This is a genomic window from Profundibacter amoris (genome assembly GCF_003544895.1).
Classification (GTDB): Bacteria; Pseudomonadota; Alphaproteobacteria; order Rhodobacterales; family Rhodobacteraceae; genus Profundibacter; species Profundibacter amoris.
Genome location: NZ_CP032125.1, coordinates 1,502,513 through 1,518,116, shown reverse-complemented (window position 1 = coordinate 1,518,116; position 15,604 = coordinate 1,502,513). Strand labels below are relative to the sequence as shown.

The 15,604-nt window shown below is 49.8% G+C and carries 13 protein-coding genes and 3 pseudogenes; 8 read left to right on the top strand and 8 right to left on the bottom strand.

What is annotated here, in order from left to right; translation table 11 throughout:
- Positions 1-72: 72 nt before the first annotated feature.
- The 3 genes and pseudogenes from BAR1_RS07565 to BAR1_RS07555 form a co-directional block, all read right to left on the bottom strand.
- Positions 73-1,317: pseudogene (locus BAR1_RS07565) on the bottom strand (IS256 family transposase).
- A gap of 597 nt (positions 1,318-1,914) precedes the next feature.
- A complete protein-coding gene (locus BAR1_RS07560) occupies positions 1,915-2,118 on the bottom strand; it encodes a hypothetical protein (protein WP_118942456.1) in 204 nt (67 codons plus the stop codon).
- 189 nt (positions 2,119-2,307) lie between these two features.
- Positions 2,308-2,490 (bottom strand): hypothetical protein, encoded by a 183-nt coding sequence (locus BAR1_RS07555; protein WP_118942455.1) that lies wholly within the window; start codon positions 2,488-2,490, stop codon positions 2,308-2,310.
- A gap of 424 nt (positions 2,491-2,914) precedes the next feature.
- Between BAR1_RS07555 and BAR1_RS07550 the strand changes: the two genes are divergently transcribed.
- Entirely contained in the window at positions 2,915-3,124 is a 210-nt protein-coding gene (locus tag BAR1_RS07550; protein WP_118942454.1) for a hypothetical protein, read from the top strand.
- A 101-nt stretch (positions 3,125-3,225) separates the two neighbouring features.
- On the opposite strand, the pseudogene BAR1_RS07545 reads toward BAR1_RS07550, so the two are convergent.
- Positions 3,226-4,353 (bottom strand): annotated as a pseudogene (locus BAR1_RS07545) (IS3 family transposase).
- Between the two features lie 103 nt (positions 4,354-4,456).
- Between BAR1_RS07545 and BAR1_RS17930 the strand changes: the two are divergent.
- Positions 4,457-4,618: a hypothetical protein gene (locus tag BAR1_RS17930; protein WP_162891700.1), complete on the top strand. Its 162-nt coding sequence runs from the start codon at positions 4,457-4,459 to the stop codon at positions 4,616-4,618.
- Positions 4,619-4,698: 80 nt separating this feature from the next.
- Here BAR1_RS17930 and BAR1_RS07540 read toward each other — a convergent pair whose 3' ends face one another.
- Entirely contained in the window at positions 4,699-5,526 is an 828-nt protein-coding gene (locus BAR1_RS07540) for a sulfotransferase family protein (protein ID WP_162891699.1), read from the bottom strand.
- A gap of 134 nt (positions 5,527-5,660) precedes the next feature.
- Between BAR1_RS07540 and BAR1_RS07535 the strand changes: the two are divergent.
- The 6 genes and pseudogenes from BAR1_RS07535 to BAR1_RS17925 all read left to right on the top strand — a co-directional run.
- Positions 5,661-5,858, top strand: a pseudogene (locus BAR1_RS07535) (IS3 family transposase); the annotation flags it as partial.
- Between the two features lie 1,283 nt (positions 5,859-7,141).
- Positions 7,142-8,194, top strand: coding sequence for a UDP-glucuronic acid decarboxylase family protein (locus BAR1_RS07525; RefSeq protein ID WP_118942451.1), 1,053 nt, complete (start codon positions 7,142-7,144; stop codon positions 8,192-8,194).
- Positions 8,191-9,192, top strand: a complete 1,002-nt coding sequence (gene galE / locus BAR1_RS07520) for a UDP-glucose 4-epimerase GalE (protein ID WP_118942450.1) — start codon at positions 8,191-8,193, stop codon at positions 9,190-9,192. The genes BAR1_RS07525 and galE overlap by 4 nt, the downstream gene beginning before the upstream one ends.
- The gene (locus BAR1_RS07515; protein WP_118942449.1) at positions 9,189-11,036 is read left to right on the top strand and encodes a glycosyltransferase; all 1,848 of its coding nucleotides are present in this window, start codon (positions 9,189-9,191) and stop codon (positions 11,034-11,036) included. Before galE ends, BAR1_RS07515 begins: the two co-directional genes overlap by 4 nt.
- The gene (locus BAR1_RS07510) at positions 11,033-11,941 is read left to right on the top strand and encodes a glycoside hydrolase family 26 protein (RefSeq protein WP_118942448.1); all 909 of its coding nucleotides are present in this window, start codon (positions 11,033-11,035) and stop codon (positions 11,939-11,941) included. Before BAR1_RS07515 ends, BAR1_RS07510 begins: the two co-directional genes overlap by 4 nt.
- A 260-nt stretch (positions 11,942-12,201) precedes the next feature.
- Complete coding sequence (locus BAR1_RS17925; RefSeq protein ID WP_162891698.1) at positions 12,202-12,498, top strand: hypothetical protein; 297 nt, start codon at positions 12,202-12,204, stop codon at positions 12,496-12,498.
- Positions 12,499-12,645: 147 nt separating this feature from the next.
- Here the strand turns inward: BAR1_RS17925 and BAR1_RS07505 are convergent, their stop codons facing one another.
- From BAR1_RS07505 to BAR1_RS07495, 3 genes are all read right to left on the bottom strand, one after another.
- A complete protein-coding gene (locus tag BAR1_RS07505; protein ID WP_118942447.1) occupies positions 12,646-13,824 on the bottom strand; it encodes a nucleotide sugar dehydrogenase in 1,179 nt (392 codons plus the stop codon).
- A 76-nt stretch (positions 13,825-13,900) separates the two neighbouring features.
- Entirely contained in the window at positions 13,901-14,815 is a 915-nt protein-coding gene (gene galU / locus BAR1_RS07500) for a UTP--glucose-1-phosphate uridylyltransferase GalU (protein ID WP_118942446.1), read from the bottom strand.
- A 404-nt stretch (positions 14,816-15,219) separates the two neighbouring features.
- On the bottom strand, positions 15,220-15,603 hold the full coding sequence (locus tag BAR1_RS07495) for a YidH family protein (RefSeq protein ID WP_118942445.1): 384 nt from the start codon (positions 15,601-15,603) through the stop codon (positions 15,220-15,222).
- Position 15,604: the final 1 nt, after the last annotated feature.

The following is a 15,604-nucleotide window of genomic DNA, read 5'->3' as shown; positions in this document are numbered from 1 at the left end:
AGCAAGATACTGGATTGGGTAGGCGCAAAGCTACACGAGCTATTGTCAAATCTGGTGTTTGAGGTTTTCGGGTCATGCAGCGGCCTGATTGATTGTTGTTTCTATACCGTCTGTGAATTTAACGCCGGTGATGACCTTGGCCAGTTAATTGAAGCCGCGTAGTCTACGCCAGTTTTCCTCAGCGCATTGCCCCAGCTTGAACATCATATGCAGCATTCCGTCCCGCGACAGACAGCCCTTGGAGCGTTTTGTGCGGTGGCGGATGGTGGCGAAGGTGGATTCAATCGGGTTGCTGGTGCGGATGCTTTGCCAATGCTGGGCGGGGAAATCAAAGAAGGCCATCAGTTCCTCGTGGTCTTTTTACCGGCACAGCGTGGCCTTTGAGTATTTCGCCCCGTAAGTTTCAATGAACAGATTGAAGGCCTTTTGGGCATCGGCTTTGGTCTCGGCCTGCCTAATGTCGTGCAGGGCTTGCTTGGCTTTGAGCTGGGAAAGCCTAGGCAGGCAATTCAGCACATTCAGGGTTTTGTGCTGCCAGCACCGCTGTTGACGGGTCAGCGGGAACACCTCTTCCAGCGCGGCCCAGAAGCCCATGGCCCCGTCGCCAATGGCCAGTTTAGGCGCGTTCATGCCACGGCTTTTGAGGTTGAGAAGCACCTCGCGCCAGCTTTGAGTCGACTCACGCGTGCCGTCCTCGATCTCCAAAAAATGCTTTTCGCCACGGGCGTTTACGCTAACAACGACAAGGGCGAACAGCTTGTCATCCTGGCCGCGGAAACCGCTGTAAATACCGTCCGCCCAGATATAGACCCAAGGCTCCTGATCCAGTGGTTGCGTCCGCCAGCCGTTGTATTCCCTGGCCCAGTCCCGCTTCAGGCGCGACACCGTGTTGGCCGACAGCCCTTTGACATCTGGCCCCAAAAGCACCTTGAGAGCCGCCCCCATTTCGCCGCTGGAAATGCCCTTGAGATAAAGCCAAGGCAGTGCCGCCTCTAGTGTTTTTGTCTTGCAGATATAGGGTGGCACCAGCGCAGACCGAAACGTCACGGGCTTGCCGGTTTTCGAGCGCACCTTGGGAATGCGTACGCTTACCGGCCCTATCTCGGTTTGCACAGCGCGTGCAGGCTGGTGTCCGTTACGTACCACAGCCGCATGGCCCGACGCTGTGTGCAAGGCCGCGTATTGTGCCAGAAAACTCTCAAGTTCGGCCTCAACCGCCGTCGCTATCATCTTCTGCGCTCCCTCTCGAAGCAAATTCGTCAGACCATCCGAAATCCCGTCTCGACTGGTAATATCAACAATGTTACTCGTATCCATGGTGGTGTATCTCCTGTGGTGGATTTGATGTCTTGCAACACAAATCAACCAGATACGCCGCCAACCTTCAAAACCTCAAACACCAGATTCAGTCATAGCTCAAGCTACACCAGCTATATGTTGAAGAGCCAATGTATTTACGACGGCGAGGCGCAATGCTGTGTGATGAATTCGCGCAAGACTTCTGGTGTTCTAATGCCTACTCGTGAAGTAGGTTTCTGGCTGTTTTTTAGTATGAATTGGTAGATAGATTCTGCATTTAATTGCGCGACCCGCAAACCGTCTCTCACGGTGGCCTGATTTAGATCTGCACTATCACTTAGAAGGCCCTCGATTGTACGCGACAGATTCCCCATTGGAAGTGCAACATGTTCCAATAGCGCTATCCTGCTAATGTTGTTTGTGTCTGTCATAGTAATTCCCCCGAATTAAGCATTAGGGAAGAATTGCTTTACTTTAGTTAATCAATGGTTAATTTTTTCAATTCAGTTTTACTAAAGCAAAAAACCGCTCATTCGCAGATCAGCCCCAGCTAAAGCTACCTATGTAGAGGTAAATTATTGCAAGGTAAGTTGAACCCAACCTATGGGTTATTTTTCATATGGGAAGAGCGATAACATTATCACTGGAAGGACCAACCCCAAGCAATTTATCTTCTTCTATATGATCGGTCGGTCCTATTTCTATCATTACTTCAACTAAAGAATTCACCAATGAATCATAACTTTTCTGTAATTTATTCTTCTCAGCAAACGCGGCCATATCAAAGAGGGCATCAACCATCCATTTGTAGTCACTCATTTTGCTAATATCCCCTAAGTTGAAATTCGATTGAATAATGGTGGACCTGGTATTGGTTAATTAAACAATAACAAATTCAAGAAACAGATTGTTTCCCTGTAGTTTTGAGGATGCGGTCACTACATGCTGTGGAATCGGCTGTGAAGGCTACAATGAGTTACAGATGTTTCACGCGGTTAAAAAATCCATTTAGCTAGAAAATTTCTTATCTGGAATACTCTCACGCAGTGGCAATACGGGATATAGCGGGAGTAGCATTCGCTCCATAAGCCGGACCTTCAGCTCCTTCATCAGGCCTTTGTCGCCGAAAAAATCTTCGGGCTGTTCCACGCCGCTAAGCAGCTCGTCGAGTAGTTCCTTGGAAATCGTCATTGTTGTCATGCTCCTTCGTTGGTGAAGCATGGACCAAATTACTCATACACAAAAGATCGGACACTCTCGATATAGCGGTGTTTATCATCAGCTGAATTAACGCAGAGCATCGACAGATGCTTAATGAGATATTAGTCGTGGCCCACAACTGAATTGTCATCCGACCTGAACCAGAGTCTTTTGGGGTTTTGAAGCGCTACCCATCTTTGGACCAGCGTTGGATGGCGGAGCAGCGGGTTACGAACACTGCACGGATTACCGAGGAATCTTAGGGGGGAGTACATGGTCGTCAAATCACAATATATGGTTTTTCTGTGCTTTGCTGCTGATAATGCATATTTCTACATGAAAATTAGTAATTTATTTACCATAATTGGCGCCTATTCCTTTAAACAATGTAGATGAACTAGGAAGGCGAATCTAAATGAATGATACTACTTGGGTGACAGATATTCTGCTGGATATAGCTAGATTTTCAGAGGAAAATGGCCTTCCGAAAACATATGATTCGCTCATCTCGGCGATAAAAGTAGCAGCAAATGAACTTAAGCAGAAAGAGAACCTACCCCAAGGTAAAGAAAGTAATGTCGTTTGGCTGTTTGAGAGTAGACCAATGACATTTGCAATTTCCTAGTCCATGACCTGTGTCACGATAATCCCCGTTCCTCATGGGATTACTGCGGCACGTTTTGCATATGGTAATCCCCCCATTTTTAATGGGGTCCGCTTGTAGAATTACGCGGCTAGTTCCAGTTTCATTGCGGGTATAATCCCGCCGATGGGCATGTTGGGCCGATCATTGTTATATGTCCAGAACCATTCTGTGGCCTGTTCCTGAGCTTCCTCTATGGTTTCAAAGATATTCTGGTCCAACCATTCATGGCGGACCGTGCGATTGTAGCGCTCAATATAGGCGTTCTGTTGGGGCTTCCCAGGCTGGATGTATTGGATGTGGATGCCTGCCTTCTCAGCCCATGCCATCAGTTTGCCGCTGATATATTCTGGGCCATTATCGACCCTGATAATCTGCGGTTTCCCGCGCCATTCGATGATCTGATTAAGGCTGCGGATAACCCGCTTGGCGGGCAGCGAGAAGTCAACTTCTATGCCTAACCCTTCGCGGTTGAAGTCGTCCAGCACGTTCAAAGTTTGAATACTACGGCCATCAGCCAATTGATCCGCCATGAAGCCCATCGACCATGTATGGTTGGCCGCGTCAGGAACTGCCAGTGTGTCCGGCTTGTCCCGTTTCAAGCGTTTCTTCGGTCTGATCCGCAAGTTCAGCTCCAGCTCGCAATAAATGCGGTACACGCGCTTATGGTTCCAGCCATAGCCCTTCACATTGTGCAGATGCAGAAAACACAGGCCAAAGCCCCAGGTGCGGCGGTTGGCCGTTACCTTTACAAGCCATATCGCGATTTCGGCGTTTTCATCGCTGAGCTTACGCTCATACCGGTAGCAGCTCTCGCTAATACTGAACGTCCGACAGGCCAGAGCGATGCTGACCCCACGGCTGGCGACCGCTTTCACGGCCATCCATTGACCGGCGGCAGGTGATTGGAACAATCACCGAGAGGGTCCATGCGCAGAGACGGCCTCGCTACTTTTTTCCGAGCACTTCCTTCAGCAGATCGTCTGCATGCTCACCTCGGCATACATCCGCTTCAGGCGACGGTTTTCCTCGGCCAGCGCCTTCATCTCCAAGATCATAGACGCATCAATACCCCCGAACTTTGCTCGCCATTAATAGAAACTCGCGCTGCTCATTCCGTGTTCGCGGTAAAGCTCGGATACCGGCACACCACTTTCGGCCTGCTTCAGTATCCCCATTATTTGCGAGTCGATATATCGTTTGCTCTTCATTCAAAATATCCTCAGATATTATGCCGAGAAAACTCTACGCGTGAACTCCACTAATTTTCAGGGGGATTATCGTATTTATGCTCGCTTCGGATGCAACGCCATCATGCTTGAGCTGACCTTTGATAAACTGGGAAGCGACAAATCTCACGATGATCTGGGCGTGTTTATGAATACTGCCACGGCCAGTTCACTGGATTTGAGGCCAAATGCAGCAGTGAATCCCCCCCCGTCGAACATTGTTAAAACCATGGTCGAAATGCTGTAATCCACCATTAAACAATGGTTATAAATTCAGCATCACTGTGCCAATTACAGGTTATCAATATAATTGATTATTTTCGTGTCTCATTCATTTAAGTAATCAGACCCAAAATACCATTTTATGAATTGGTCCTGTTCAAGCGTTTTTTCTCTAATAATATCTAGAACATATGTAGGAAAGGTAATTTGTTCTGATTTATGAATTTTTTTTGTTGCCTTTGTATAACCCTCAAATGGTAATAATCCGGCGAATTGTTCAACTTGTTTTAGGAATTGGTAAGGTTCTTTGATTATCCCATGAAATGGAAGAAATAGAAGTCGCTTTTGATCAAAATGTGCGCTCCATCGAGGAATATTAAGTTTATAATCCCCTCTGGTAAAAAGAATGGGCATCGTTGCACGTTCCACCCATTCACCTTTCGACAAAGGGGTGCCTCTTCTTGTGATATCCATTCTTAGTTGGGATAAGGCCCTTTCAAATGGAGGGCGAATTATATAGATAAATTTCGCTTCTTTTAAAAAATTAGAAACGAAACTTACTCCTTTTTCAGAGATACAAGAGTACGCTGGGGTTACATCTAGGCATATCGAATTAATGGGCGCCTGGGAAAATATTCTTTTGTACCATGTTCCATTAAACATCGGTTTTTCAAGGATCGAGTCTAAATATTTAATATACTTAGGATCTGGGCTCATATTTTCCTTTAGGTAACGGGATTTGGCTATTTGCACACCTTTTCTGACGTGCCAACCTGTCCATGCCTTGTTCTCATTATTGAATTTATGATCGAAAAAATGGAGTTCTTTAAATGGCGGAACCCAGATATCGGGTCTTTCAGATAAGACATCATGCAACCATGTTGTGCCCGATTTTTGTGCACCTATACATATGAGGTCTGGTTTTCTACCCAAGTTGGCTTTCTCCATGAAAAGAACTGTATTATCCCCCTGATTTTGGGATCCAAGGGATTAGTATATTATGCCACTAAAAATAGTATACCCTTTAATTTAAACTGAATGCCAATTTCTCATGTGCCCCATTGTCTAATTGCTACGACAATGCTGCGATGGAAACCTTATTCAAAACAATCAAAGTCGAGCTGATCTGGCGGCATTCCTGGCAAACATGCCGAGCGGTGGAGGTCGCCATCTTCGAGTACATCAATGGCTTCTATAACCCGCGCCGCAGACACTCGGCACTGGGCTGGAAAAGCCCATTGGTTTTTGAACGAAAGGCCGCTTAAATGAGCACCCAGAGCGGCACCAAAGCGGGACAGGTCCACTTATCCCTGTGGCGATACATATGTCCGCTTTGCTAAAATCATAATCGCTACAGACCAACCGCCACGCGGCATTTGATTTTTCCTGTGCTGTCATGGGCAACCGAACCTTTGCGTTATCTTCAAGGGCCAACAATACGGCCTCTTCCTCTGTTCCACTAAATACTCGCACAGAGATTTTGGCGCTGAGTTTACATATGCGATAGGTTTCATAACGGTGGTGCCCATCAATTATGATATAGCCATCTTTCCCTCTATCCCAAACTAGCATGGGGTCTAATTCACGCCCCGACTTAAGGGTTTGGCCCAGCTCGAATACATGGGATTCTATGGTTTGAAACTCGCGGAATTGGAATGTTTCCGGTCTTAATTTAATGTCACTGAGAGATAGCCTCTTTTGCGTAGGCGTTTGGTGTCTTTTTTGTTGTTTTTCATAGTGTTGCCATATTCATTGGATGTGCTTAGGAAAACATTCGGCCTATGCATTTTACACTCCCTGAGGCTACATACCCAGAGTTACCCCTAAGCTGCCCCCTAAGTGACCCTAGGGCTAAGCCTCAGCTACCGTGTTGCTAATCAACCACCACCATTCCCACACCCTCCTCCTTAAGACAGGCTGAGGCTATGTGGTGAGGCGTATAACTGAGGCTACCCCTGCATAAGCCGGTTTTCTAATGGTGGGCCTTAATTCAGTGGGGGGGTGCCGATGGTGGGGAGATTTATTGTAATTACTGGCTAATTCCGCTAAGCGTTGTCCATACTGCTCAATACCATAAATGGACAACATCAGGACGAATTAATTAGCAATACCAATAGCTTATACTTTTTGGCGTAGTATCCCTGTCTCTCCGCCATTTCATATCTTTCTATGAAAAGTCCCTCTAACATCTTGAATGACAAGGTGGTTAAGGAGTTCGAATCCCTTTATTTCAGTCGTTTGCGATACACTTGGAAATGGTAAATCCGGGCGCTAATCGTTCAAGCACTACCGGATCATGTCTGCCGGGTTCACGAAAGATTGCAAAGAGAAACCCATCGCAATTGCAAGGAAAGGGACATTTGACAGACAACACAAACACAGAGCCGGAACTTCAGATCACTGATGCGATTTGTGGCAATATTGGCCAAGCGGCGCGTCATTATTTTCAATGTTCTTGATTTGTGTCAGCCCTTCCCCGAATGATATTTGCAATACTACAGAAGGGTAGTTTTGCGATTACAAGGAAATTTATTAAAGGGGAATTGGGATGAAAAAGATAAGCAACCGGTTTGACCCGCAATTCGATGATGCAGACGCAGACCATGGTGCAGGCGTTGTTCTGCTGGCCGGTGGGGCCGGGTTCATTGGATCCAACCTCTCCAGGCGGCTGCTTGATGCCGGTTGGCAGGTTATCTGCATTGATAATCTGGAAACCGGACGGCAAGAAAACATCGCCGAATTGTTGCCAAACGAAAACTATCGTTTTTTTCTGCATGATATCATTCAGCCGTTCAGCCTTGGCGGCCGCGTGGATCGGATTTACAACCTTGCCTGCCCCGCGTCTCCGCCGAAATACCAGAAAAATCCGGTGCACACGTTTTTGACCTCGGTAATTGGTTCGCTGAACCTTCTGGAACTTGCCGAATCAAAATCGGCACGGGTTCTGCAGTGTTCGACATCCGAAGTTTACGGTGATCCCGATATTTCGCCGCAAAACGAAAGCTATAGAGGTCTGGTGAGCACTGTTGGGCCACGCGCCTGCTATGACGAGGGCAAGAGGGCGGCAGAAACCCTGTTTCACGAGATGCACGGCGCGACGGGGATCGATATCCGGATTGCGCGTATCTTTAATACCTATGGCCCTCGGATGGATCCCGAAGACGGGCGGGTTGTTTCGAACTTTATCGTTCAGGCGTTGAAGGGCGAGGAGCTGACCATTTACGGTACCGGAGAGCAGACGCGCTCGTTTTGTTATATTGACGACTTGTTGAATGGCCTGATTTCGCTGATGGAATCCGAGACCTGCGGTGTTGACCCGATCAATCTGGGCAATCAGGGAGAGTTTACCATCAACGAATTGGCCGGACTGGTTTCAGAGATGATCCCGACGGCCAAAGGCGTGGTCCACCATGATCTTCCCCAAGATGATCCACGGCAGCGGCGCCCCGACATCACGCGCGCCAAGATGCTACTTGGCTGGGAGCCCAAAGTGCCCCTGCGGGATGGTTTGGTTCCAACCATCGAGTATTTCAAAAGCGAAATTGCGCAAGCCCAGGGGCAGAGGCCCGAAGAGGGCGAGAAAGTCGGGGCAATCCTTTGAGCCTTCCATCACGGGTTCTCGTTACCGGTGGCGCCGGTTATATCGGGTCGCATTGCTGCAAGGCCCTGGGCGAAGCCGGCGTGCAGCCCGTCGTTTACGATAACCTGTCTCGGGGTCATGCAGAGGCGGTAAAATGGGGCCCTCTTGTGATTGGTGATCTGCGCGACAGGGAACTGCTTTTGGAAACATTGCAGCGGGAAAAGATAGAAGCAGTTATCCATTTTGCAGCCCTTGCCTATGTCGGAGAGAGCGTTGAAAAGCCGCTGCTTTATTACGACAACAATGTCGGCGGCATGATCGCGCTGTTGGATGCGATGCAGCAAGCCGATGTGAATAGAATCGTTTTTTCGTCATCTTGCGCAACTTACGGTGTGCCGCAGAAGCTGCCTATCGCCGAGGATACGGTGCAAGCCCCGATCAACCCTTATGGCCGCACCAAGCTAATTTGCGAATGGATGCTGGAAGACGCGGCCCGATCCCGTGATCTGCATATTGCGGCATTGCGATATTTCAATGCCGCCGGTGCCGATCCTGATGGCGAATTGGGAGAGCAGCATTTTCCGGAAACGCATCTTGTCCCGTTAGCGATCATGGCGGCCTATGGGACGGGTGATCCCCTTAAAATTTTCGGGACAGACTATCCAACACCGGACGGGACCTGCATTCGCGACTACATCCACGTCAGCGACCTTGCACAGGCGCATCTGCTTGCGCTGGACGCAATTTCCAACGACGCCGGCTCGCTCAAGTTAAACCTTGGCACCGGGACTGGAACATCCGTGCGGCAAATCGCTGATGCGGTCGAACAGATCACGGGCCTCAAGGTTCCGGTCATAGAAGCGCCGCGCCGCGCTGGCGATCCTCCGGAACTTGTCGCATGCGCGAAGCTGTCTCGGGAAATCCTTGGGTTTAACCCACAATGGAGTGACATCGACCAGATCGTACGCGATGCCGCACCCTGGTTTGCGCCTGACCGGAACGGGGTTTCAAGGGAATGAAACCAACCAGCCGACGTCATCCGGCTCTTGAGCCACGGCCGTTTCTAGAGCCGCTGTTTTTGGGCGCGAAGGCATTCAAATACAGACTTCTCGCCGTGCTCTGGTTTGCCTTTTCGGCCTGGTTCTGGATTTGGTGGTTTGATCCGGATCACATCATCGGACTGGGCCGGTACATGATGGTGACCGGCGTGCTGGTCTGGGTCTGGAGTTTGCAGCTGTTCTTTGTGGTGGTGTTTCTGCAGGCCCATCGTCCTGTTGCGCCCGACCCAAAGCCTGGGCAATGGAAAGTTGCGATGATTGTCACAAAGACGCCATCGGAACCCTTCGAAGTCACCCGAAAAACGTTGGAAGCGATGCTGTCGCAAGAGTATCCGCACGATACCTGGCTTGCCGACGAAGATCCAACCAAGGAAGTGATCGAATGGTGTTCCAAGCATGGTGTGCGCATCTCGTCGCGCAAAGGTGTGGAGGAGTACCATCAATTGACATGGCCCCGCCGCACGCGCTGCAAAGAAGGCAATCTTGCGTATTTCTATGACCATTGGGGCTATGACGAATACGATATTGTCTCGCAGCTGGATGCAGATCATGTGCCGGAACCGGGCTACCTCAAAGAGATGCTCAGACCCTTTGCCGACCCGAAAGTCGGATATGTATCGGCGCCGTCGATTTGCGCATCAAATGCCAAGGGGCACTGGACCGTACGAACGCGGTTGTATACCGAGGCAGGCTTCCACGGTGTTTTGCAGGCCGGTTACACCAAGCTGTTTACGCCCATGTGCATAGGGTCACACTATGCGGTGCGCACGAAAGCATTGAAGCAAGCGGGCGGACTTGGCCCGGAATTGGCCGAAGACCATTCAACAACGATGTTGATATCGGCAGCCGGCTGGCGCGGTGTTCACGCGATTGATGCAATTGCAATCGGGGACGGACCTGCCAGCCTGCCGGATTTGGTGACACAGGAATTCCAATGGTCACGCAGCCTTGTGTCACTGCTTTTGCGCTATACCCCCCGTTATCTGGGGCACCTTCCATTTCGGCTGAAGTTCCTGTTCGGATTCAGTCAGATCTGGTACGCACTGTTTTCGATCGTAATGGCGTTTATGTACATTGTGCCAATTATTGCCGTTGTTTTTGATGTCCGTTTTGTGGACGTAACCTATCCGGCGTTTATCGGGCATGTTCTTCCGATGGGGATCATTCCACTGTTCATAGTGATTGCGATCAAGCGGGACAAATTGCTGCGGCCGACCGACGCGCCGATTTTATCCTGGGAAAGAATGTTGTTTCCCATTCTGCAATGGCCCTGGGTGTTATGGGGCGTTACCATGGCAGTGCGAGACAGGATCACCGGTCGTTTCGTTGATTTCCGGATTACCCCCAAGGGAGAAGCCGCAAGTCGCGATTTGCCCAACAGCATTGTCATGCTTTATGCGTTTCTTGCCCTGGGGGCGATCATTCCCGTGCTTGTTCAGGACGACCTGACCGAAGCGCGGGGTTTCTATCTTTTGGCACTGATGAATGCGGTCGCTTACGTCGCTGTATTGGCCGTCACGATAATCCATCACCTTCGCCAAGAAAGCAGCAGCTTATCGAAATTGGGAACGAAGCTGGCGCTTCAAATAGGCTCGTTGATCTTGATCATGGCGCTTTTCGTCACAGCAATTATCATGAGAGGAGAGGTAGGCCTTCATGCTTTGGCCTACGGGCTACAGCCTTTGAGAATTACAAAGGTAGAGTACATTGTTGCCGGGGCCGGACAAGGTAAACCGGGAGATTTTCATGTTAGGTTCGCCCCCGGCTGGATCGGGTTATTTAACTCTGAGGAGGAAGCGCCATGATGGCTGCATTTAAGAAACCTTTTGCGAAATATCTGGCACTTGGCTTGGGGCTTTGGGCATTGGTTGGCTTTGCCGCCAACGCCCAGGTGCAGACCCCGCCCGGTGATATTCCCTTTGGCGTTTATGATCCGGATGGTGATTTTTCAGCCGTGCGCGATGTTACCGTTGAACACCTGTTTTTGCCCTGGGAAGATGTGTATCTGCCCTCGCTGAACGATGCCGATGAATATGCGTTCGAACGCAACAGGGCCTTGTTGGTAACGGTCGAACCATGGACCTGGTCCCGCAGCCAGCGAAATACCGCAAAGTATCTGAAGAACGGTATCTTTTCCGGCGCTTATGACGCGAATATGCACGCGATCTGTGAAATTCTGGGCACGCTCAAAAGTCCGGTTACATTGCGATTTATGCACGAAATGGATGACAAGAGCGGTCAGTTCATCTGGTCGGGCTGGAAACCGGAAGAGTTTATCAAGGCCTATCGTCGAATGGTTGGCATCTGCAAAGAGGACGCGCCCAACATCAACCTGATGTGGTCGCCTCTGGGTAACAAAGACATGGCGAAATATTATCCGGGTGACGAATATGCCGATCTGGTGGGTCTGACCGTTTTCGGCCTGCAAGCGTGGGATAAGGCCAAATTTGGCCACGACCGGACATTCGACGAGGTTTTCGGACCGCGCTACGAACGCGCCGCAAAGTTCGGAAAACCGGTTGTTGTGGCAGAGCTTGGCTATGTCGGGAAAGCCCCATATGTCGACGCATGGAAAAACAGCGTGCGGGCCAGTAACCCCGAATACCCGTCTTTGGTTGGTGTGGTCTACTTCAATTTCCCCGAAGTTTATCCATGGCCCGAGGGGTTTGGCGCGCCGGATTGGCGTATAAAAAACCAGGTTCTCGACTAAACGCTAAGATTTGAGAGGATTTCCGCCGAGGTGAGCCCTGAGAGGGGCTCGCCTTTTTTTCGTCTAGAAAGTTGTAATATATAGATTATTTACCCGCAATTCGCGCAATATCCAGTCGCCACATGTAGGTCCAGCTTCTGCCCAATTTTTGCCTGCCTTGACCGCTACGCCTCTTTTTCATCACTAAGGCTCTAATGAAAAACATGAGATCCGTCTCTGACACGTTTTGAGAGGGGTCTTAAAAAAATGAGGGATAAGCTGTGAACATTCTTTTGAGAAAATCGAAATACGTTATTCTTTCGTCTTTATTGGTGGCTGGTATTGGCCTTACAATTCCGGTTCAAGAGGCGCAGGCCTCTCAAATTGACAAGAACGGTGTCGTCCAGAAAACCACGGTTGCTGGACATGGCTCGGCCCGCTTTGACTGGCTTGCCAACCAGAAGGTTTCGAATCCTGTTCGCGTGATCAAGGCCTCAAGCACACCCTCTCTCGGAAACGGCGCGTGGATTTGTTCAGCGGCGGGCTTTGGGAAACAATCAAAGTGCCATCGCCGCTAAGGCGCATCTGTCAACAGTTAGAAAACGTGAACGCGCCGCCATTGTGCGGCCGTTTTGGTTGCTCACGCCTCCACCCCTTATCACTTACGGACAAAGCGGTGCGTGCCGGCTCGCATATCTTTGGCCAGAACCGATAGAAAACGCCGTTCAGTCCACGCCAAAAATGTCGCGCGTGAAAACAGATCCCGTGAAGTTTTTAAGGTTCTTGTCACGTCGGTTGCAAATCACGACATCTGACCGCTGCAAGAATTCAGTCAGGTCTCCGACGATCTCAACACCGGCAAGCTGATCTGCCTTCAGCATCGGTTCATAGACAATAACCCGCGCCCCCTCGGCCAGAAGGCGCTTGACGATATCATGCATGGCCGAACTTCGCATATTGTCCGAACCTTGCTTCATCGTCAGCCTGTAAACCCCGAGGGTTTCAGCCCCGAGATTGACAATCTGTTCAGCAATATAATCCTTGCGGGACGAATTTGACTCCACCACAGCCTGAACAAGCTGGTGGGGTATGTTCCGGTAATTTGCCAATAGCTGTTTGGTATCTTTGGGAAGGCAATACCCGCCATATCCAAAAGAGGGATTGTTGTAACCGCCGCCAATTCTGGGATCCAGACACACACCTTCGATGATTTCTTTGACATTCATACCTTGCGCCATGCCAAAACTGTCCAGTTCGTTGAAAAATGCGATGCGCGTTGCAAGGTAGGTGTTGGCAAACAGCTTAACGGCTTCGGCTTCATTTGATCCGGATAGCAGGATGTCCACTTGCGGGTTCCGGCTCGCGTCTCGCAGCATTTCGGCAAACTGTACGGCCTCCTCGGATTTGCTGCCAACAATAATACGGGACGGGTAGAGGTTGTCATAAAGCGCCTTCCCCTCGCGCAGGAACTCGGGAGAGAAAGCGATCCTGTCGTCCCCAAGGGCCTGTCTCTGTTGCGCAGTGAAACCGACCGGTATTGTGGATTTGATAACGATCAGCGCCGTTTTGTTGTGTTGGCGCGCCTGCTTGATGACCGATTCAACGGCTTTCGTATCAAAATAGTGTTCTTGACTATCATAGTTTGTTGGCGCCGCAACGATGATGAAATCTGCGCCCGAAAACGCCTGTGCTGCATCCAGCGTCGCCGAGAGGTCCAGTATCTTCTTTTCCAGCACGTTTTCGATTTCGGGATCCGCCACTGTAGAGCGGCCGGAATTAACTGTTTCAACGCGCACGGGGTCGATATCGAAGGCGATAACCTGATGTTTGCGTGCCAGCAATGTGGCCAGCGACATTCCAACATAGCCCAAGCCAGCCACCGCAACTTTGTATTTCTTCGCCATTCCAATCTCCCTTTTCGGGCGCAGGTGTTTTCGTCTCCTGCGCCAATTCAATCTTTCAATACAGTCTCGGAATTGTTCAATTTGCCCCTTCTGAGGATAGTGCGGTTATCCTGTCATGCAGAAGAGCGCGCACCGAGGGTCCAAATTCCTCATGCCAAAGCGCATGGTCCAGAATTGCCTCGATATAGCCAAGCTTTGATCCGCAATCGTAACGATGACAACGAATTGGGACGGCATCCATTGACTTGTTTTGGGCCTGGGCGTTGATGGCATCGGTAAGTTGGTATTCGTTGCCGACCCCGGGCGAAATGGTGCGTAGATGATCAAAAACCTCGGCTGTAAAAACATACCGTCCCACCGAAGCATAATTAGAGGGCGCCTGTCCGGTTTCCGGTTTTTCAACGATTGCAGAAAACGGGATGTGCTGGTCATTAATATCGTTACAAGGTTTGATTATTCCGTATTTTCCAACGGATTCATCGGGCACAGACAGAACTGAAATCGAAGGCCGGCCGGTTGTTTCAAAAAACTTTACCAGATCCGAGGTTGGCTTGGTTGAGCCAGCCATCATGTCGTCCGGAAGCAAGACCGCAAAGGGGGCATCGCCAATGACTGGTTCGGCGCATAATATGGCGTGTCCAAGGCCAAGGGCCTCGGGCTGGCGCACAAAAATACAGTGAATATCGGGTGGAATTATCTCGCGGATCTGTTCAGCCAATGCGTTTTTACCACGGCTTTCCAACAGCATTTCAAGTTCCGGACTATGATCGAAATGATCCTCGATCGCCCGTTTGGTCCGGCCGGTGACAAAGACAAGTTCGGTTATTCCTGCCTCGATGGCCTCTTCAACCGCGTATTGAATAATTGGCTTGTCGATGATCGGCAAAAGCTCCTTGGGCATTGCCTTTGTCGCAGGAAGAAATCTGGTTCCCATTCCGGCAACTGGAAATACTGCTTTTCGGATTTTTCGCTGATTGATTTTACTGCTCATGTAATCACTTTTTTATGGGTCTATTTCGTCATCAAATATGCCTCTGGGCATGGTTCAAAGACTGATTACTAAAATCCACTAGCGTAATAATTCGGCCTGCTCTATACCAGTTCGGCAAACCTTAGCTCTATAGAATAAAAATTAGCATACTCTTGCCATTTTAGTATGTGACACAATGGCTTTCGGTCAGGATAATTTCGAGCAATATGCATGTTGTTGACAACAATCCCGAGAACAGATTGCCTCTGCGTATGTGTTTTGCCCGGCGGGTCGTGGTAAATCGACCGGGTTGAAACAAAGCAAAGTTCGCTTTAGCTGATCTCGGTCAAGGCTGCCCGTCACACCTCTTATAAATGCTTATATTATTATGCGCCCCGACAAACAGTGTTGGCGCCCATAGCATCCTACCAAAACACTGCCAGAAATATCCCTGCAAGTGCCAGAAACGAACATCCGGCCAGTAAAAAGCTGATGGCTCTTACCAGCCACAGCGGTGTTGCATCCACATCCAGATCTGCAATGCGAAGATGAAGGTGTGTGTAACGCCACGATGCCTGTAGAAAGGCGGCGATGCTCAGGACAATCAGAACGGCCGCAATTGCCAGAAGCATCCAGAGGGGCATTGAATCTTGCAAGAACTTTGCCACCCCAAGACCGGCGGCAAGTGCCGATAGCCCTGTGCGGATCCATGCCTGAAAGGTGCGCTCATTGGCCAGAACTGTTCGGTCCAGCGCCAGTGCGGTTGTATCAGGTTCTTTGTCTTTCATCCCGTACCTACGGTTTTGCATT